Below are 18,344 nucleotides of genomic sequence, written 5' to 3' on the forward strand. Positions count from 1 at the left end.
TCTACGCGATTCTGCTGGCAGATTCCTCCAAAGGATCACGCACCGGTCACGCCACCCCCGGGTCGGAGGTCTGCTCGGGCGCCGCCATCACATCGTCGATGCGGTAGCGCCGCGCGGCCTCGACGGCCACCGACCGATCCAGGTTGCCGTCCCGGGCCAGACCCTCCAGCACCGCGACGGCCACCGACTCCGCATCGGTGTTGAAGTACCGCCGCGCCGCCGGCCGGGTGTCGGAGAACCCGAAACCGTCGGTGCCCAGCGTGATGTAGGTGCCCGGCACCCAGGCCCGGATCTGTTCGGGCACCGCGCGCATCCAGTCCGACACCGCCACCACCGGACCGGACGCATCGGCCAGCGCCCGGGTCACATACGGGGTGTCGGCGGGCTGGTCCGGATGCCGCAGCCGCTGCTTCTCGATCGTGACGCCGTCCCGGTTGAGCTCGCCCCAACTGGTCACCGACCACACGTCGGCGGCCACGTCCCAGTCCTCGGCCAGCAGATCGGCCGCGCGCAGCGCCTCGGGCATCGCCACCCCGGACGCGAGGATCTGCGCGGTGTGGGTGCGCTTCTGCGGCGCCCGGCGATACCGGTAGATGCCCCGCAGCAGGCCCTCGACGTCCAGATCCTCCGGTTCGGCCGGCTGCCGGTAGGGCTCGTTGTAGATGGTCAGGTAGAAGAAGACGTTCTCCGGGTTCTCGCCGTACATGCGGTGCAGACCGCTCTCGACGATGTGGGCGATCTCGTAGGCGAACGCCGGGTCGTAGGCGACCACCGCCGGGTTGGTCGACGCCAGCAGCAGCGAATGCCCGTCGGCGTGCTGCAGCCCCTCACCGACCAGCGTGGTGCGCCCTGCGGTCGCGCCGAGCAGGAACCCGCGGGCCATCTGATCCCCGGCCGCCCACAGGTTGTCGCCGGTGCGCTGGAACCCGAACATCGAATAGAAGATGTAGATCGGGATCATCGGCTCGTTGTGGGTGGCGTACGACGTGCCGGCCGCGATGAAGCTGGCCGACGAGCCGGCCTCGTTGATGCCCTCGTGCAGGATCTGGCCGGCTTCGCTCTCCTTGTACGCCAGCATCAGATCGGCGTCGACCGACGTGTACAGCTGACCGTTGGGGTTGTAGATCTTCAGCGACGGGAACCACGAGTCCATCCCGAAGGTGCGCGCCTCGTCCGGGATGATCGGGACGATCCGCCAGCCGAGCTCCTTGTCGCGCAACACTTCCCGGAAGGTCCGGACGGTGGCCATGGTGGTCGCCACCTCCTGGTTGCCCGACCCCTTGCGCACCGAACGGAAGATGTCGCTGCCCGGTATCCTCAGCGCCTTGGACGTGGTGCGGCGCTCCGGCACGAACCCGCCCAGCGCCCGCCGGCGCTCCAGCATGTACCGGATCTCCGGGGCCTCCGGGCCGGGGTGGTAGTAGGGCGGCAGGTACGGGTTCTCCTCGAGCTGCTCATCGCTGATCGGGATGCGCATCGCGTCCCGGAAGTGCTTGAGGTCGTCGAGCGCGAGCTTCTTCATCTGGTGGGTGGCGTTGCGGCCCTGGAAGTTGGCGCCCAGCGAGTAACCCTTGATGGTCTTGGCCAGGATCACCGTCGGCTGGCCCTTGTGCTCGACGGCCGCGCGGTAGGCGGCGTAGACCTTGCGGTAGTCGTGGCCGCCGCGCTTGAGGTTCCAGATCTCCTGGTCGGTCATGTTCTGGACCAGCGCCTTGGTGCGCGGATCGCGGCCGAAGAAGTGCTCGCGCACATAGGCGCCGTCGTTGGCCTTGTAGGTTTGGTAGTCGCCGTCGGGCGTGGTGTTCATCAGGTTGACCAGGGCGCCGTCCTTGTCGGCGTGCAGCAGCGCATCCCACTCCCGGCCCCAGACCACCTTGATCACATTCCAGCCGGCGCCGCGGAAGAACGCCTCCAGCTCCTGGATGATCTTGCCGTTGCCGCGCACCGGGCCGTCCAGGCGCTGCAGGTTGCAGTTGACCACGAAGGTGAGGTTGTCCAGCCCCTCCAGCGCGGCCACATGCGCGGCGCCGCGGCTCTCCGGCTCGTCCATCTCGCCGTCGCCGAGGAAGCACCACACATGCTGACCCGAGGTGTCCTTGATGCCGCGGTTGTGCAGATAGCGGTTGAACCGGGCCTGGAAGATCGCGTTGATCGGCCCCAGCCCCATCGACACCGTCGGGAACTCCCAGAAGTCGGGCATCAGCCGGGGGTGCGGATAGGACGGCAGCCCGCCGCCCGGATGGCTGTGCTCCTGGCGGAACCCGTCGAGTTGGTCGGCGGTGAGCCGGCCCTCCAGGAACGCCCGGGCGTAGATGCCCGGCGAGGCGTGACCCTGGATGAACACCTGGTCGCCACCGCCCGGGTGGGCCTTACCGCGGAAGAAGTGGTTGAACCCGACCTCGTAGAGCGTCGCCGAGGACGCGTAGGTCGAGATGTGCCCGCCCACACCCACTCCGGGGCGCTGGGCGCGATGCACCATGATCGCCGCGTTCCACCGGATCCACAGCCGGAAGCGGCGTTCGGTGTCCTCGTCGCCCGGGAACCACGGTTCGTTCTCGGTCGGGATGGTGTTGACGTAGTCGGTGGAGGTCAGCGCGGGGATCGCGACCCGCTGTTCGCGGGCGCGTTCGAGCATCCGCAGCATCAGGTACCGCGCCCGCGCCGGACCGGACCGCTCCACCAGTTGGTCGAACGACTCCAGCCACTCGGCGGTCTCCTCGGGGTCGATGTCCGGCAGATACGCCGCGACCCCGTCGCGGATCACCCGTACCCGACCGTGTCCGGTGGTGGATTTTGAGTTTTGGGCCAGGTCCTGGCGCACGAACTCGGTGGTCAACTTCCGCTCCTCGGTTGTGCCGGTAAGGCGGCTTGTGCGATCGGTTCCCGATCGGCCTTTGGCGACCTCTATCCTTCCCCTATGGTGCCCCACATGCACCGTCGGGGTGTGGCCCGCGATACGGCCGCACCGGGCGGTTTCCGGGGGCGGCGGCTCACCGGTTCGGTGGTCGGTGGACTGGCGGCACTGGCCATGGTCGTGGTCGGTTGCACGAGCCTCACCGCCGGCAGCGGCCAGGCCGACGCCGAGGAGGTCCCGGTCTACCGCGCGTCGGTGTCCTCGTCGATCGCGGCGTCGGCGGCCAGCTCCAGCGCCCGGGAGTCCGAGCGGCAGCGGTCGTTGACCCGGCAGGCGGTGCACAATTCCTGTGACGCGTTGAGCACCAGCAGTGTGGACGCCATCCGGGCGGTCAACGCCTATGTCGACGCGTTCAACAGCACCGGCGACGTCGGCGCGAAGGTCCGCCCCGCGGTGGACGCGCTGAACCACAGCGCCGACCTGGTGCAGAGCAGCCTGTCCGACGCGTTGACCCCCGAACTGCGCGACGCGCTGACCGCGTGGACCACCGCCGCGCGCGAGGTCGGGGTGGCCATCGAGGAGGACCATCCGACCGACGAGTTCAACGCCGGGGTGGACCGGCTCAACCAGTCCCGGGCGCTGGCGCTGACCCTGTGCGACGCCGCATATTGACCACAACTGCCGCGCCGGAACCCCGTCCCGGCGGTCGGCGTGCGACGATAGAGCGATCTCACATCACAGCTGAAGGAGGACCGACGGTGGTCGCGGCGGCGAACGCCCCGAACTACGCCCAACGACTGGGCATCCGAAAAGACCAAGTGGTGCAGGAACTGGGCTGGGACGAGGACGTCGATGACGATATCCGAGCCGAGATCGAGGAGCTGACCGGAGCCGAGCTGCTCGACGAGGACACCGATGAAGTCGTGGACGTGGTCCTGCTGTGGTGGCGGGACGGCGACGGTGACCTCGTCGACCGGCTGATGGACGCGATCGCGCCGCTGGCCGACGACGGTGTCATCTGGGTGATCACGCCCAAGACGGGTAAACCGGGCCATGTGCTGCCGGCCGAGATCGCCGAATCCGCGCCCACCGCGGGCCTGATGCAGACCTCGTCCGCCAACCTGGGGGACTGGATCGCCAGCCGCCTGGTTCAACCGAAGGCTCGCTCCGGAAGGCGGTAGACATTGCTGGAGGTGGGCGTCGAGGCGCCGGACTTCACGCTCAAGGATCAGAACGGCCGGTCGTTCACGCTCAGCGACCTACGCGGCGAGAAGAACGTGCTGATCGTGTTCTTCCCGCTCGCGTTCACCGGGATCTGCCAGGGGGAGCTGGACGAGATCCGCGACCATCTGCCCGAGTACGAGAACGACGACACCCAGACGGTCGCCATCTCCGTCGGTCCGCCGCCGACCCACAAGATCTGGGCGATCCAGAGCGGGTTCACCTTCCCGGTGCTGTCGGATTTCTGGCCGCACGGCGCCGTCGCCCAGGCCTACGGGGTGTTCAACGAGACGGCCGGGTTTCCGAACCGGGGCACGTTCGTGGTCGACCGCGCCGGCATCATCCGATTCGCGGAGATGAAGGATCCGGGTGAGCCGCGGGACCGGAAGGTCTGGAGCGAGGCGCTCGAGGCGCTGCGGAAGAGCTGACCGGATTTCCGGTACCGCGCGGCGGTTGGGTAACCTCTGCACCCGATAACAGGGCGTGTAGCTCAGTGGTAGAGCTCTGGTTTTACACACCAGCGGTCGGGGGTTCGATCCCCTCCGCGCCCACTACACCACCCGCCGTCCGAGGCGCGCGCGGATCCGCATGTCCCACAGATACAGCCGGTAGCCGAACTGCCACGCCTCCCGCGGGATCACCCGGTCGGCGATGCGCAACGCCGCCAGCAACCGCTCGAAGGTGCGCTGCTGCGCGCCGGACCAGTCCAGCTTCATCTGGTCGCGGAATTCCGGCGGCAGAAAACCGGTGGTGGCGAACAGATTGAACCGGCCCAGCGTCGCCGAGACCGGTGTCGGCAGGAACGCCATGGCGGCCACCCCGAGCAGGTGCTCGCGCACCGGCGGATCGATGCGCAGCTCGTCCAGAGACCGCTTCCAGTACTCGTCGAACGCCTGCCGGTCCGGCGGCCACATGTCCTCCCGCACCTGCAGCGTGGTGCCCAGCGTGCGGGCGTCGCGGTACACCGCGTCGGCGTCGGCGTCGTCGAGCGGGCCGTAGAGGAACTCGTGCATGTCGATGTAGTAGCGGAACAGGCAGGCCGCCACCCACAGCTGCAGCTTCGGGTCGAAGGCGTTGTAGGACACCGGGCTCGTAGGGGTGGACCGGACCTGCGCGTGTGCGGTGTTGACCGCGTCGCGGATCAGCCGGCGGTCGGCCTCGGTGCCCATCGTCGCCGCCGCCAGGTAGGTACCGGTGGTGCGGGCCCGTTTGAACGGATGCTTGTAGACGTTGCCGCTGTCCACCGGGCTCTCCAGCACCCCGTAGCCCACCCCGGGCAGCGCCAGCTGCATGATCACGTTGGCCGCGGGCAGCAGCGCCGCCGCCGGGTTGAGCAGATCGACCACCCGGGTCGGATGGCGGGGCGGGCCCCAGCGCAGTCTCATGAACCGAGTACATCACGTGTGTGAGACCCTGCCCAGGTGTTCGCGCCCCGCTGTGCCCGGGCGGTGGGCATCGCCGCCGGGTATCTCGCCGATGTCGCACTGGCGGACCCGTCCCGCGGCCACCCCGTCGCCCTGTTCGGCAGCGCCGCGTCGGCCCTGGAGCGGGTGACCTACGCCGACAGCCGCGCGGCCGGCGCCCTGCACACCGGCGCGCTGTTGAGCGCGCTGGCCGCGCTCGGACTGCTCACCGCGCGGTCGCACACCGGTCGTGGCGCCGGCTGGACCGCCGCCGCGACCACGGCGGCGACCTTCACCGCGCTGGGCGGGACCTCGCTGCTGCGCACCGGGGACCGGATGGCGGCGCTGCTGCGTGACGGCGACATCGACGGCGCCCGCGCCCTGCTGCCCGCGTTGTGCGGCCGGGACCCCGACGCCCTCGACCCCGCCGGGTTGACCCGCGCCGCAGTGGAATCGGTGGCCGAGAACACCTCCGACGCGCAGGTGGCGCCGCTGCTGTGGGCCGCGGTCGGCGGGGTACCGGCGGTGCTGGTCTACCGCGGCGCCAACACCCTCGACGCGATGATCGGGCACAGGTCCCCGCGGTACGCCCGATTCGGCTGGGCCGCAGCACGGTTCGACGATCTGATGAACCTCGTCGCGGCCCGTGTCACGGCCGCGCTGACGGTGGTGTGCGCGCCGCTGGTCGGCGGCTCAGCCGCGGCCTCGTGGCGGGCCTGGCACCGCGACGCCCGCCGGCACCCCAGCCCCAACGCCGGGGTGGTGGAGGCGGCCTTCGCCGGTGCGCTGGGAATCCGGTTGGGTGGCCCCACCCGCTACACCCACCGGCTCGAGATCCGGCCCACCCTCGGCGACGGCCCCGCGCCGGACGTCGCCGATCTGAGCCGGGCGGTGCGGTTGTCCCGCGCGGTGCAGACCGCGGCGGCGGGTCTGGCCGTCGGGCTGGCCGGGATGCTCAGCGCCGCCCGTAGCGGTCGGCGAGTTTCTCCTCGGCGGTGAGCGGCTTCCCGGCCGCGGCATCCCCTCGGATGTCCGCCTGGGCCCGGTCCTGTTGTGCCGCCTTCTCCCGGCGGCGCTGCTGCACCTCGGCCCACACGAAATAGCCCAGGCCGATCGGGGCGATGATGCCGAACGCGATCCACTGGATGCCGTAGGACAGGAACGGCCCGGCGTCCAGATGCGGCAGCTCGATCTCGCCGAGCCCGCCCGGCTGCCCGCCGACCAACTGCAGATAGGAGCCGGTGAGCGGAACCCCGGTGAGCTCTGCGATCTGCGCGGTGTTGATCGAGTACACCTGCAGGGCGCCGTCGCCGTGGAACGGTTCCCGGCCGGGGTTGACGCCCTCCGAATCGCGGAGCCGGGCGGTGATGGTCACCGGCTCCCGCGGCACCGGGGGGATGTCGGGCACCCGGCCCTGTTCAGGACGCACATATCCGCGGTCGACCAGCACGGTCGGTCCGCCGTCGACGGCGAACGGCACCAGCACCTCGAACGCCGGCTCACCACCGATGGAGCGCAGCCGGGCCAGCACCTGCGCCTCGGGGAGATAGCGCCCGGTGGCGGTGACGCGACGCCACTGTTCGTCGGGCGCGGCCGAATCCTGTTCCGGCAGCAGCGTCGTCACCGGCACCGGTTCGGCCGTCAGCGACCGTTCGATCTGCGCGTTCTCCCGCGACGTCTTGCTGTTCTTCCCGAGCTGCCAGGGCGCCAACACTGTGAAGCACAGATATGCGAAGGCCAGCACCACCACGATCAGTGCCAGCCAGCTCGGCCTCAGCAGGAACGCCCAGCGCCGCATCAGCTCGCCAGCCCGCGTGCGTCGAGTTGTTCGTCGACCCACTCGTGCAGCCCGGGCAGGCTGGCGTCGATGACCCGGAACACCTCGTCGAAGTCGGACTGGGTGCCGTAATACGGGTCCTCGACGTCCAGCGCGTGCGCACCGGAACGCGGATCGAAGGACCGCAGCATCCGCAGCCGGTCGTGCGGCACCCCGAGGTCGACGAGGATGCGCTGATGGTTGCGGCCCATCGGCACCACCAGATCCGCGGACAGATGATCGTCGTCGAGCTGCGCGGCGCGGTGGTCGGTCGGATACCCGTTGGCGCGCAGCGTGCGCCGGGCCCGCTCGTCGGCGGGCGCGCCGACGTGCCAGCCGCCGGTGCCGGCGCTGGTGACCCGCATCGCGTCGGCCAGGCCGCGCTGCGCGATCTGGTGGGCGAACATCTTCTCGGCCATCGGGGACCGGCAGATGTTGCCCGAACAGACGAACGTCACGTGCAGCAGATCAGACACTCAACACCTCACGAAGCTCCGCGACGGTGGCCACGTGCGCATAGGCCGGGATGGCGTCCTCATGGGCGAAATCGTCCCGGCCGTAGCCCCATCCGACGACGACGGTGTCGATGCCGTGCGCCGCGGCGCCCTCCACGTCGTGGCAGCGGTCACCCACCATCAGCACCCGCTCGGGCAGCGGCTGCAGCGCCTGCAGCGCACGGGCCAGCACATCGGCCTTGGCGGCGCGGGAACCGTCCACACTGGCCCCCGCGATGAACTCGAAGTGATCGGCCAACCCGAAATGGGCCAGGATGCGCTGCGCGGTCGGTTCGGCCTTCGAGGTGGCCACCGCGAGCCGCACCTCGGCGGCGCGCAGGTCGGCCAACAGCTCCGGAATGCCGTCGTAGACCCGGTTCATGGCCCATCCGCGGGCGCGGTAATCCTGCCGGTACGCGTCGATCGCGGCGTCGGTCTGATCGCCCAGCCCCAGCGAGCGCAGCGTGTGGTGCATCGGCGGGCCGATGATCCGGGCGGCCAGGTCGCCGTCGGGCACCGCCGCGCCCACCGAGGCCAGGGCATGGCGAAAGCTGGACACGATGCCCTCCGCCGAGTCGGTCAGCGTGCCGTCCAGATCGAAGATCACCAACTCCGGCCGCAGCGCCGGATCCACGGGCCGGCGGGCCGCGTCCACGGCACCCGCCGGCACGGCGGCCGTGTCGTCGCGCGTCTCAGTCACACACTCATTGTCCCCGATGTCGGCAGTGGTCCCCGCCTGGTCACGACCGGCCTCGGTCGTGACCCACTACTGTCGAGGCGTGACCATTCGGTTAGCGGACATCATCGAGGTGCTGGACGAGGCCTATCCGCCGCAGCTGGCCCAGGACTGGGACTCGGTCGGGCTGGTGTGCGGCGACCCGTCCGAACCAGTCGAATCTGTGACCGTGGCGGTGGACGCCACCCCGGCCGTCGCCGCCGAGGTGCCCGAGCGGGGGCTGCTGCTGGCGCATCACCCGCTGCTGCTGCGCGGGGTGGACACGGTCGCCGCCGACACCCCCAAGGGCGCGCTCATCCACGATCTGATCCGGACCGGCCGGGCGCTGTTCACCGCGCACACCAACGCCGACTCGGCCGATCCCGGCGTCTCCGATGCGCTGGCCGAGGCGCTCGGGCTCACCGTCGAGGAGGTGCTCTCCCCGGTGCCGGCCGGACCCGATCTGGACAAATGGGTCGTCTTCGTGCCGCAGGACGACGCCGAGAAGGTGCGTGAGGCGATGTTCGCCGCCGGGGCCGGCCGCATCGGCGACTACTCGCACTGCAGCTGGAGTGTGCCGGGCACCGGGCAGTTCCTGCCGCACGACGGCGCGCAGCCGGCGATCGGCAGCGTCGGCACCGTCGAACGGGTGGCCGAGGACCGCGTCGAGATGATCGCGCCGGCCCGGGTGCGGGCCGCGGTGCTGGCGGCGTTGCGCAGCGCCCACCCCTATGAGGAGCCGGCGTTCGACATCTTCGCGCTGGCCCCCGTCCCGGGTGCGGCCGGGCTGGGCCGAATCTGCTCGCTGCCGGAACCGGAACGGTTGGCGGCGTTCGTGTCCCGGGTGCGAAAGGCGCTGCCCGCCACCTCGTGGGGAGTACGCGCCGCCGGCGACCCCGACGCCCCGATCTCGCGGGTGGCGGTGTGCGGGGGAGCGGGGGACTCGCTGCTCGGCACCGTCGCGAAGGCCGGTGTGCAGGCCTACGTCACCTCCGATCTGCGGCACCATCCCGCCGACGAGCACCGGCGCGCCTCGCCGGTGGCGCTCGTCGACGTCGCGCACTGGGCCTCCGAATACCCCTGGTGTGAGCAGGCGGCGCAGGTGTTGCGCGCGCGGTTCGGGGCCGACCTGCCGGTGCGGGTGTCCACCGTGCGCACCGATCCCTGGAACGTCGCACCCGTGACGGAGAGAGAGTCATGAAGGCTGGAGTGGACCAACAACGGCTGCTGCTCGAGCTGGCCGAGATCGACGCCGAACTGGCGCGGATCGACCACCGCACCAAGAACCTGCCGGCCCGCGCCGAACTGGAGGCCCAGCAGCGCCGTCATCAGGAGGCCACCGACCGGCTGGCGGTGCTCGGCATCGCCGTGGAGGACATCGACGCCGAGGCGGCCAAACTCGAGTCGGAGATCGAGGCGGTGCGTCGTCGCGAGGAACGCGACCGCGCCATGCTGGAGGGCGGCGGCGTCAACGCCAAACAACTCACCGAACTGCAGCACGAGCTCCAGACCCTGGAGCGGCGCAAGAGCAGCCTCGAGGATTCGCTGCTGGACGTCATGGAACGTCGCGAACAACTCGACGCCGAACGGGCCGGGGTCTCGGCGGAGGTCGACGAGCTGCAGCAGCAGGTGCAGAACGCGCAGCAGACCGTCGACGACGCGCTCGCCGAGCTCGCCCGGACCCGTCAGCAGCGGACCGCGCGGCGCGAGGAGCTGATCGCCGAACTCGACGCCGAGCTGGTGGCGCTCTACGAGCGGCAGCGCACCCGCGGCGGCGTCGGCGCCGGACCGCTGCAGGGCGGCAGGTGTGGCGCCTGCCAGATCGAGATCGACCGTGGCGAGTTGGCCCGGTTCTCCGCGGCCGCCGAGGACGATGTGCTGCGCTGCCCGGAGTGCGGCGCGATCCTGTTGCGAGTCAAGGAATTCAACCGGTGAAGGTGATCGTCGAGGCGGACGGCGGCTCCCGCGGCAACCCGGGGCCGGCCGGATACGGGGCGGTGGTGTACTCCGCCGACAGCGGCGAGGTGCTGGCCGAGACCAAACAGTCGATCGGCCGGGCCACCAACAACGTCGCCGAGTACCGGGGTCTGATCGCCGGACTCGAGCAGGCCGCCCGGGTGGGCGCCACCGAGGTCGAGGTCCGGATGGACTCCAAGCTCGTCGTCGAGCAGATGGCCGGCCGGTGGCGAGTCAAACATCCTGACCTGCAACCGCTTTCGCAACAGGCCAAGACGCTGGCCGCCCGGTTCGGCCGGGTCAGCTACCGGTGGGTGCCGCGCGCCGAGAACTCCCGCGCCGACCGGCTCGCCAACGAGGCCATGGACGCCGCCGCGGAGGGCGAACCAGAGCCGGGGAAACAGGCCGGCAACGGGGGCACGGGCACCAACCCGGCCGGCTGGACCGGCGCGCGCGGTGAACCGACCCGGTTCCTGCTGTTGCGGCACGGTCAGACCGAATTGTCCCGCGAACGCCGCTATTCCGGGCGCGGGAATCCGGCGCTGACGGACCTGGGGCGGCGGCAGGCCGAGGCGGCGGCGCAGTACCTGGCCGCCCGCGGGGGCATCGACGCGGTCATCAGCTCTCCGCTGCAGCGGGCCTACGACACCGCCGCGGCGGCGGCCAAGGCCCTCGGGCTGGACGTCACCGTCGACGACGACCTCATCGAGACGGACTTCGGCGCCTGGGAGGGCCTGACCTTCGCCGACGCCGCCGCTCGCGACCCGGAGCTGCACCGGCGCTGGCTGCGCGACACCAGCGTGCAACCGCCCGGCGGGGAGAGTTTCGACGCTGTCGCGCAACGGGTCCGCCGGGCGAGCGACCGCATCATCGCCGAGCACCGTGCGTCGACCGTGCTGGTGGTCTCGCACGTGACCCCGATCAAATCGGTTCTGCGGGTTGCCCTCGACGCCGGCGCGGGCCTGCTCTACCGGCTGCATCTGGATCTCGCCTCGTTGAGCATCGCGGAGTTCTACCCGGACGGTGTGGCGTCGGTGCGGTTGGTCAACCAGACCGACTATCTGCGCGGCTAGAGTTCGGCGGGTTTGCCGCAACCCGGTGGCGGGCACGCTGTGGCGATGTGGGACTGCATTGTCATCGGCGGCGGCGCGGCCGGATTGAGCGCCACCCTGGTGCTGGGCCGCGCCAAACGCCAGACCCTGATGATCGACGCCGGGCGGCAGAGCAATCTGGCCGCCCGCCAGGTCGGCGGGCTGCTCGGGCAGGACGGCCGCGCGCCCGCCGACTTCTACGCCGCCGGCCGCGCCGAAGTCGCGTCGTATCCCGGTGTGGTGGTGCGCCACGGCGCCGAGGTGGTCGACGGTGAGCGCACCGCCGACGGGCACCGGGTGACCTTGGCCGACGGGACGTCGGAGTGCGCGCGACGGCTGCTGCTGGCCACCGGAATGCAATACCGGCCACCGGAGCTGCCCGGGGTCGCCGAGCTGTGGGGGAAGACGGTGTTCCACTGCCCGTTCTGTGACGGGTGGGAGATGCGCGACCGACCGCTGGCGGTGCTCGCCCGCGGGGAGAAGGCCTTGGCGGAGTCGTTGATGCTGCGCGGGTGGAGCGATGACGTGGTCCTGCTCACCGACGGGCCGAGCGAGTTGGACGGCCCGGCGTGCGAACGGCTGAACGCGGCCGGGGTCCGGATCGACCAGCGGCCGGTCGCCCGGCTCATCGGCGCCGACGGACAGCTGAGCGGGATCGAGTTCGCCGACGGGGATCGGCTGGACCGGTGCGGTCTGCTCGCCGAGACCACCCTGCACCAGCGGTCGGATCTGGCCGACCGGCTCGGGGCGCGGTCCGGCGAGTCCACCCCGCTGGCGCAGCACCCGATCGATGTGGACGGCATGGGCCGGACCGCCGCGCCCGGGGTCTTCGCCGCGGGCGACGTCAGCGCCCAGGTGCCGCAGGTCGCCGCGGCGATGTCGGCCGGGCTCATCGCCGCGACGTCGACGGTGCAGAGCCTGCTCGCCGAGGACAGCGGCCTGCCGTTCCCGCCGTGGCGCGACGATGCCGGTGAATGACGCGGCCTGACGGCCGGGGGTTCGCGGAATCGGCGCCGGACGCGCTACGTTGATATGCGCGGACGAGTTGGCCGGGCGGCCGCGGGTCGTCGAAAGACGGCACGAGGAAAGTCCGGACTTCACAGAGCAGGGTGGTTGCTAACAGCAACCCGAGGTGACTCGCGGGACAGTGCCACAGAGAACAGACCGCCACCGTCGCGTCTCCGGGCGTGGCGGGGGTAAGGGTGAAACGGTGCGGTAAGAGCGCACCAGCATCCCGGGTGACCGGGATGGCTAGGCAAACCCCACCCGAAGCAAGGCCAAGAACGCCGCACCTCGGTGCGGCGGCGCAGGCGCTCGAGGGTTGCTCGCCCGATGCCTGCGGGTAGGCCGCTTGAGGCACCCGGTGACGGAGTGTCCAGATGGATGGTCGCCGCCCCGCCGCCGCGGTAGCGGTGGTGGGGTACAGAATCCGGCTTACAGGCCGACTCGTCCGCCCCAGGCCTTTCAACCGCGCTTGCGGTATCTGCGCACCGCCTTGCGCAGCTTCTTCAACGCCGGGTCGAGTTGCGCCCGGCAGCGCTGCGCCAGCGCCACCTCCTGCTGATACAGCAGACCGTAGGTGAAGGTGTCCGCCCCGGCGGCGTGCGCGGCGTCGGCCTGTGCGATCAGATGGGCGCGGCTGACCACACTGTCCTGATGCTCGCCCAGCAGGGTCTGCACCGCCTCCGCCCGGTCGGCCACCTCGGCGGCGCCGGCTGCGGCGGCGAGGTACCGCAACCGCTTGGCGCCCTTGCGGATCCGGTGCAACGCCTCGTCCCGCTCGTCGTCCCCGGCGGCCCGGTCGGCGGCCTTGGCCGCCTTGCGGACCCGTTCGTGGGCCGCCGTCACCGCAGCGGCCGGCCCGGCCCCCGACCCGGTGGCGGGCCCGTCCCCGGTGGCCGGCGCCGCGCGGGTCAGCTCCTCCAGCGCGTCGAGCAGCCGGAAGTACCGGTCGGACCGCAACGCTGCGAGCACCCGGCGGTGCCCGGTCCGGTACCGCCGTCGGGCACCGCCGACCAACTGCTCGCGGACCGGTCCGCGCACCAGATCGTCCGGCAGGGCGTCGAGCGCCCGCTCGTAGCGCTCGGCGAGCACCTCGGCGTCCCGCGCCAGCCCCAGCACCCCCGCCAGCTGACGCAGCTCGTCGAGCACCTCGGCGTCGTCGGTGAGCCCGAACACCGACGGCGCCGACTGCAACAGGCTGCGCAGCTTCCGGGTGGTGACGCGCATCTGATGGACCGCGTCGTCGGCGTCCGCGCGCACCGCGCGATCCCACCGCAGCAGCTCCTCGACCTGCTCGGCCACGGCGCGGTGGATCGGATCGGCCGGCGGTTCGGCGCGGCCCGGGCCGTCGATTCCGGCGGCGAGTACCCGCGCCAGCTTGGACCCGTGCCCGGCCGGCGTCGCACCGGCGTCGAGCAGCCGGTTGGCCAACCGGTCCAGCACGGCGCGGTCGGTGACGCCGTCGGCGAGTTCCAGCTCCCACTCCCGCCACCGCCGCCGCACCCCGTCGGCCGGCCCGTCGCTCGCCGGGCCGATCGGGGTCGCGGACACCCGGTCGTCACAGAACGTGGCCAGCAGCTCGCCGTCCCGGCCGTAGAGCAGGTCCACGGTGCGGTGGGTGTCGATCCGGGCGACCGACACCAGCGGGCGGTCCCGCACGATCGCCGACACCGTGTCCCGCAGTGCGGCCGGCACCTCGCCGGGCGGCTGTCCGTCGCCCAGCGGGGCGCGCAACTCGGTGCGGGTCCCCGGGCCGGCGGGCAGCTTCAGATGCCAGCCCGCGTCCGCGCCTCCGGTGCGGCGGCGCAGGGTGATATGGCGGGCCGCGAGATCATGCGCAAGTGTGTCGAAATAAACAGCGGTCAGCGAAACCGACGGAGACCGCTCCACCCGGGCCACCACGGCCAGACCATCGAACGACGGCGCCGTGACGTTGTCGCCCGCATCGAACTTGCGCTCAACCTCCTGGTAACAGGCGGTTTCGGGTGACTCGGTGGCCATTATCACCCCATCTGCCGGTCCGCGGAATCCGACCTTGATCACCCAAGCCTGCCACGACGGGACCGGCTCGCGGTGCGCCGGCGAAAACAGCGAAAAACAGCCACACCCCCTACTGCTGGTCAATAAAACTAAGGCGTGCTCTTAAGATTGCTCTTATGAGTTCAGTAAGAGCGTCAACGGCGGCCGGGATGGCCAAGTTCAAGCTCGAGGACTATCTCGACGCCGCGGGCAACATCGTCATGCCCGAGGGCATCACCCTGACCTCTTACCTCGAGGACAACGTCGCCGAGCTCGGCGACACCCCCGCCTACCGCTATCTGGACTTTCAGGACGACCACCGGGGCCGGGTGGTCGAGCTCACCTGGCGTGAATTCGGTGTCCGGCTGCACGCCATCGGCGCGCGGCTGCAGCAGGTGACCAAGCCCGGCGACCGGGTCGCGATCGTCGCGCCGCAGGGCGTCGACTATGTGGTCGGCTTCTTCGCAGCCATTCACGCCGGGCTCATCGCGGTGCCGTTGTTCGCGCCGGAACTCCCGGGACACGCCGAACGGCTCGACGCGGTGCTCGCCGACGCCCTGCCGTCGGTGGTGCTCACCACCACGGCCGCCGCCGAGGCCGCCGGCGTGTTCCTGCGCAAACTGCCGCGCGAGCGCCGGCCGCGGATGATCGCGGTGGACGCGATCCCGGACTCGGTGGGGGCCACGTTCAAACCGGCCCAGCTGAAGAGCAGCGACCTCGCCTACCTGCAGTACACCTCCGGATCGACCCGGACCCCGGCCGGGGTGGAGATCACCCACCGTTCGGTGTGCACCAACGTGCTGCAGATGATCCTCTCGGTGGGGCTGGACTGGAACATCCGCAGCGTCAGCTGGCTGCCGCTGTTCCACGACATGGGTCTGCTGATGATCATGTACCCGGCGCTGTTCGGCGGGTATCTCACGCTGATGTCGCCGGTGTCGTTCGTGCGCCGGCCGTACCGCTGGCTCAAGGCGCTGGCCGAGGAGTCCGTGCACGGCCCGGCCTTCGCCGCAGCCCCGAACTTCGCGTTCGAGCTGGCCGCCCAGCGCGGCCGCCCGCCGGCCGGTGAGTCGCTGGACCTGAGCAACGTGGCCGGGCTGATCAACGGTTCGGAACCGGTGAGCATCCACTCGATCAACAAGTTCACCGAGGCGTTCGCGCCGTACGGGCTGCCGGCCACCACCGTCAAGCCGTCCTACGGAATGGCCGAGGCGACCCTGTTCGTGTCCACCATCCCGCCGGACGCCAAGGCCACCGCGGTGTACCTGGACCGGGAGAAGCTCAACGCCGGATACGCGGTCAAGGTCTCACCCGACGCCGACAACGCGGTGCCGCACGTGTCGTGCGGGCACGTCGCCCGCAGCCAGTGGGCGGTGATCGTCGACCCGGAGACCGAGGTCGAACTGCCCGAAGGCCGGGTCGGTGAGATCTGGCTGCACGGCGACAACGTCGGCCGCGGCTACTGGGGCCGCCCCCGCGAGACCGAGATCTCGTTCGGCAACAAGCTGCAGTCCCGCCTGGAGGTCGGCAGTCACGCCACCGGGGTGCCCGAGGACGCGCTGTGGTTCCGCACCGGCGACCTGGGTATGTACCTCGACGGCGAGCTGTACATCACCGGCCGGATCAAGGACATGATCATCGTCGACGGCCGCAACCACTACCCCCAGGACGTGGAGGCCACGGTGGCCGCCGCGTCCAAGCAGGTGCGGACGGGTTACGTGGCGGCGTTCTCGGTGCCCGACGAGGACGGCCGGGAACGGCTCGTGATCATCGCCGAGCGGGCGCCGGGCGCCGGGAAGGCCGACCCGGAACCGATCCGGGACACCATCCGCGCCGCGGTCTCCCGCTACCACGCCCTGCCCATCCACGACATCAAACTCGTTGCTGCCGGGGCTATTCCGCGCACCACCAGCGGCAAGCTGGCCCGCCGCGCCTGCCGTGCCGAGTATCTCGCGGGCGAGTACGGACCGGTGGCGCGATAGAGTCGCCGGGTGACCGAATACCAGACCCTTACCTTCGAGCAGTCCGGACCCGTCACCCGCATCGTGCTGAACCGGCCGGATGCGGCAAATGGCATGAACGCCACCATGACTGCCGAACTCGCCGATGCGGCGCGGCGCTGCGACAACGCGGCCACCAAGGTGGTCGTGCTCACCGGTGCGGGCCGGTTCTTCAGCGCCGGCGGCGATCTGAAGGACTTCGCCGACGCCGCCGACCGGAGCCGTCACATCAAGGGTGTCGCCGACGATCTGCACCGTGCGGTCTCCACATTCGCCCGGATGAACGCCGTTGTCATCACCGCGGTCAACGGCACCGCCGCCGGGGCCGGGTTCTCGCTCGCCGTCACCGGTGATCTGGTGCTGGCCGCCGAATCCGCCTCGTTCACCATGGCCTACACCCGGGTGGGGCTGAGCCCCGACGGCGCCGCCTCGTACTACCTGCCGCGCCTGATCGGCATCACCAAGACCAAGGAATTGATGCTGACCAACCGCACCCTGTCCGCGCAGGAGGCGGCCACCTGGGGACTGGTGACCGAGGTGGTGGCCGACGATCAGCTCGCCGCCCGGGCCGATCAGCTCGCCGAACAACTCGCTCAGACGGCCGGCGGGTCCAACGGCGGGGTCAAGAACCTGCTGCTGTCCACGTTCGCCAACGGGCTGGAGGAGCAGATGGAGGCCGAGGGCCGACTGATCGCCCGCCTCGCCGACTCGGCGGACGGCCGCGAGGGCGTCGACGCGTTCCTGGCCAAACGCCGTCCCGCGTTCGGCTGAGACAGGGGAGGCTCAGAAGCAGTGCTGCTCGGCCGGGAACGTCCCGGCCGCCACCTCTTCGGCGAATTGCGCTGCCGCACGGCCCAGTTCGGCGCCGACCTCACCGAACCGTTTGACGAACCGGGCGGTCTTGCCGGCGGTCATACCGGCCATGTCCTGCCACACCAGCACCTGCGCGTCGCAGTTGGGGCCCGCTCCGATCCCCACGGTGGGGATGGTCAGCTTCCCGGTGATCTGGGTGGCCAGTTCGGCCGGCACCATCTCCATGACCACCGCCACGGCGCCGGCCTCCTGCACCGCCAGCGCATCGTGGATGGTCTGCTCACCGGCTTCGCCGCGGCCCTGCACCCGGAACCCGCCCAGGGTGTTGACGCTCTGCGGGGTGAACCCGATGTGCGCCACCACCGGGATGCCGGCGGCGGTCAGCGTCGCGATCTGCTCGGCGACCCGCTCACCGCCCTCGAGCTTGATCGCGTGCGCGCCGGCCTCCTTCATGAACCGGGTGGCGCTGGCCAACGCCTGCTGGGCGCCGGACTCGTAGCTGCCGAACGGCAGATCCGCCACCACCAGCGCGTGCGGGGCGCCCCGCACCACACCGCGCACCAGCGGGATCAGTTCGTCGACCGAGATCGGCACGGTGGTGTCGTAGCCGTACACCACGTTGGCGGCGGAATCTCCCACCAGCAGCACCGGGATCTGCGCGTCGTCGAAGATCCGGGCGGTGGAGTAGTCGTAGGCGGTCAGCATCGCCCACTTGTGGCCCTCGGCCTTCCACTTCTGCAGATGGTGTACGCGGACCTTCGTACGAGATTGCTGGGTACGGGGCCGCGCCGGGGTGTTCGCGTCGGTGGCGGCACCGTACACGGAGTGCTCAGACATCATCGTCCCTGTTCGTCGGGCTGGTCGACCCTCGAGGCCCGTGCCGGGTCCCCGGGTTCGTCTGACATCCGCAAGTCTGCCACCGTGGCGCGACGACCGGTAACTCCAGTTGAGTGGATTTCC

At 70.7% G+C, this 18,344-nt stretch carries 17 protein-coding genes, 1 tRNA gene and 1 other RNA gene; 12 read left to right on the plus strand and 7 right to left on the minus strand.

All coding sequences use genetic code 11. From position 1 onward, the window contains the following. Positions 1–46: 46 nt before the first annotated feature. Entirely contained in the window at positions 47–2,836 is a 2,790-nt protein-coding gene (gene aceE, locus CKW28_RS08910) for a pyruvate dehydrogenase (acetyl-transferring), homodimeric type (RefSeq protein WP_003924654.1), read from the minus strand. A gap of 93 nt (positions 2,837–2,929) precedes the next feature. Between aceE and CKW28_RS08915 the strand changes: the two genes are divergently transcribed. The 4 genes from CKW28_RS08915 (at position 2,930) to CKW28_RS08930 (ending at position 4,626) form a co-directional block, all read left to right on the plus strand. Beyond that, positions 2,930–3,526, plus strand: a complete 597-nt coding sequence (locus CKW28_RS08915; RefSeq protein WP_234785046.1) for an Rv2240c family protein — start codon at positions 2,930–2,932, stop codon at positions 3,524–3,526. Positions 3,527–3,612: 86 nt separating this feature from the next. Further along, positions 3,613–4,035 carry a DUF3052 domain-containing protein gene (locus CKW28_RS08920; protein WP_003924656.1) on the plus strand — a complete coding sequence of 141 codons (423 nt, stop codon included), beginning with the start codon at positions 3,613–3,615 and terminating at the stop codon, positions 4,033–4,035. 3 nt (positions 4,036–4,038) lie between these two features. Further along, entirely contained in the window at positions 4,039–4,503 is a 465-nt protein-coding gene (locus tag CKW28_RS08925; RefSeq protein ID WP_003924657.1) for a peroxiredoxin, read from the plus strand. 51 nt (positions 4,504–4,554) lie between these two features. Continuing rightward, positions 4,555–4,626, plus strand: a tRNA-Val gene (locus CKW28_RS08930). Here CKW28_RS08930 and CKW28_RS08935 read toward each other — a convergent pair. Then, positions 4,627–5,460 (minus strand): oxygenase MpaB family protein, encoded by an 834-nt coding sequence (locus CKW28_RS08935; protein ID WP_003924658.1) that lies wholly within the window; start codon positions 5,458–5,460, stop codon positions 4,627–4,629. It abuts the tRNA gene before it with no gap. A gap of 36 nt (positions 5,461–5,496) precedes the next feature. Here CKW28_RS08935 and CKW28_RS08940 point away from each other — a divergent pair, with 36 nt between their 5' ends. Further along, positions 5,497–6,477: a cobalamin biosynthesis protein gene (locus CKW28_RS08940; protein ID WP_040546325.1), complete on the plus strand. Its 981-nt coding sequence runs from the start codon at positions 5,497–5,499 to the stop codon at positions 6,475–6,477. Here CKW28_RS08940 and CKW28_RS08945 read toward each other — a convergent pair. The 3 genes from CKW28_RS08945 to CKW28_RS08955 are packed head-to-tail and all read right to left on the minus strand — an operon-like array spanning position 6,434 to position 8,458. Then, positions 6,434–7,276, minus strand: a complete 843-nt coding sequence (locus CKW28_RS08945) for an SURF1 family cytochrome oxidase biogenesis protein (protein ID WP_003924660.1) — start codon at positions 7,274–7,276, stop codon at positions 6,434–6,436. The genes CKW28_RS08940 and CKW28_RS08945 overlap by 44 nt on opposite strands. Then, positions 7,276–7,770 (minus strand): low molecular weight protein-tyrosine-phosphatase, encoded by a 495-nt coding sequence (locus tag CKW28_RS08950; RefSeq protein ID WP_003924661.1) that lies wholly within the window; start codon positions 7,768–7,770, stop codon positions 7,276–7,278. Before CKW28_RS08950 ends, CKW28_RS08945 begins: the two co-directional genes overlap by 1 nt. Then, on the minus strand, positions 7,763–8,458 hold the full coding sequence (locus CKW28_RS08955) for an HAD-IA family hydrolase (RefSeq protein ID WP_234785049.1): 696 nt from the start codon (positions 8,456–8,458) through the stop codon (positions 7,763–7,765). The genes CKW28_RS08950 and CKW28_RS08955 overlap by 8 nt, the downstream gene beginning before the upstream one ends. 109 nt (positions 8,459–8,567) lie before the next feature. Between CKW28_RS08955 and CKW28_RS08960 the strand changes: the two genes are divergently transcribed. The 5 genes from CKW28_RS08960 to rnpB all read left to right on the plus strand — a co-directional run bounded on the left by CKW28_RS08960 (position 8,568) and on the right by rnpB (position 13,003). Then, a complete protein-coding gene (locus tag CKW28_RS08960) occupies positions 8,568–9,704 on the plus strand; it encodes a Nif3-like dinuclear metal center hexameric protein (protein WP_003924663.1) in 1,137 nt (378 codons plus the stop codon). Next, complete coding sequence (locus tag CKW28_RS08965) at positions 9,701–10,438, plus strand: zinc ribbon domain-containing protein (protein ID WP_040546326.1); 738 nt, start codon at positions 9,701–9,703, stop codon at positions 10,436–10,438. The genes CKW28_RS08960 and CKW28_RS08965 overlap by 4 nt, the downstream gene beginning before the upstream one ends. Then, positions 10,435–11,532, plus strand: coding sequence for a bifunctional RNase H/acid phosphatase (locus CKW28_RS08970; RefSeq protein ID WP_003924665.1), 1,098 nt, complete (start codon positions 10,435–10,437; stop codon positions 11,530–11,532). Before CKW28_RS08965 ends, CKW28_RS08970 begins: the two co-directional genes overlap by 4 nt. Before the next feature lie 45 nt (positions 11,533–11,577). Next, complete coding sequence (locus CKW28_RS08975) at positions 11,578–12,528, plus strand: NAD(P)/FAD-dependent oxidoreductase (protein WP_040546378.1); 951 nt, start codon at positions 11,578–11,580, stop codon at positions 12,526–12,528. 63 nt (positions 12,529–12,591) lie between these two features. Next, positions 12,592–13,003, plus strand: an RNA gene (gene rnpB, locus CKW28_RS08980) — RNase P RNA component class A. An 11-nt stretch (positions 13,004–13,014) separates the two neighbouring features. On the opposite strand, the gene CKW28_RS08985 is transcribed toward rnpB, so the two are convergent. Continuing rightward, a complete protein-coding gene (locus CKW28_RS08985) occupies positions 13,015–14,553 on the minus strand; it encodes a CYTH and CHAD domain-containing protein (RefSeq protein ID WP_003924667.1) in 1,539 nt (512 codons plus the stop codon). A 155-nt stretch (positions 14,554–14,708) separates the two neighbouring features. Between CKW28_RS08985 and CKW28_RS08990 the strand changes: the two genes are divergently transcribed. Together CKW28_RS08990 and CKW28_RS08995 are read left to right on the plus strand one after the other, a co-directional pair. After that, positions 14,709–16,553: a fatty acyl-AMP ligase gene (locus CKW28_RS08990; RefSeq protein WP_234785047.1), complete on the plus strand. Its 1,845-nt coding sequence runs from the start codon at positions 14,709–14,711 to the stop codon at positions 16,551–16,553. A 9-nt stretch (positions 16,554–16,562) separates the two neighbouring features. After that, positions 16,563–17,342 carry an enoyl-CoA hydratase/isomerase family protein gene (locus CKW28_RS08995; protein ID WP_003924669.1) on the plus strand — a complete coding sequence of 260 codons (780 nt, stop codon included), beginning with the start codon at positions 16,563–16,565 and terminating at the stop codon, positions 17,340–17,342. Positions 17,343–17,354: 12 nt separating this feature from the next. On the opposite strand, the gene panB is transcribed toward CKW28_RS08995, so the two are convergent. Continuing rightward, positions 17,355–18,221, minus strand: coding sequence for a 3-methyl-2-oxobutanoate hydroxymethyltransferase (gene panB, locus CKW28_RS09000; RefSeq protein ID WP_003924670.1), 867 nt, complete (start codon positions 18,219–18,221; stop codon positions 17,355–17,357). Positions 18,222–18,344: the final 123 nt, after the last annotated feature.

The organism is Mycolicibacterium thermoresistibile (assembly GCF_900187065.1).
Classification (GTDB): domain Bacteria; phylum Actinomycetota; class Actinomycetes; order Mycobacteriales; family Mycobacteriaceae; genus Mycobacterium; species Mycobacterium thermoresistibile.

Excerpts from the sequence above, each read along its gene's own strand:
- CKW28_RS08915 (WP_234785046.1), top strand. The coding sequence starts at position 2,930 with ATGCACCGTCGGGGTGTGGCCCGCGATACGGCCGCACCGGGCGGTTTC.
- CKW28_RS08935 (WP_003924658.1), bottom strand. The coding sequence starts at position 5,460 with ATGAGACTGCGCTGGGGCCCGCCCCGCCATCCGACCCGGGTGGTCGAT.
- CKW28_RS08945 (WP_003924660.1), bottom strand. The coding sequence starts at position 7,276 with ATGCGGCGCTGGGCGTTCCTGCTGAGGCCGAGCTGGCTGGCACTGATC.
- CKW28_RS08965 (WP_040546326.1), top strand. The coding sequence starts at position 9,701 with ATGAAGGCTGGAGTGGACCAACAACGGCTGCTGCTCGAGCTGGCCGAG.
- CKW28_RS08975 (WP_040546378.1), top strand. The coding sequence starts at position 11,578 with ATGTGGGACTGCATTGTCATCGGCGGCGGCGCGGCCGGATTGAGCGCC.
- CKW28_RS08985 (WP_003924667.1), bottom strand. The coding sequence starts at position 14,553 with ATGGCCACCGAGTCACCCGAAACCGCCTGTTACCAGGAGGTTGAGCGC.
- CKW28_RS08990 (WP_234785047.1), top strand. The coding sequence starts at position 14,709 with ATGAGTTCAGTAAGAGCGTCAACGGCGGCCGGGATGGCCAAGTTCAAG.
- panB (WP_003924670.1), bottom strand. The coding sequence starts at position 18,221 with ATGTCTGAGCACTCCGTGTACGGTGCCGCCACCGACGCGAACACCCCG.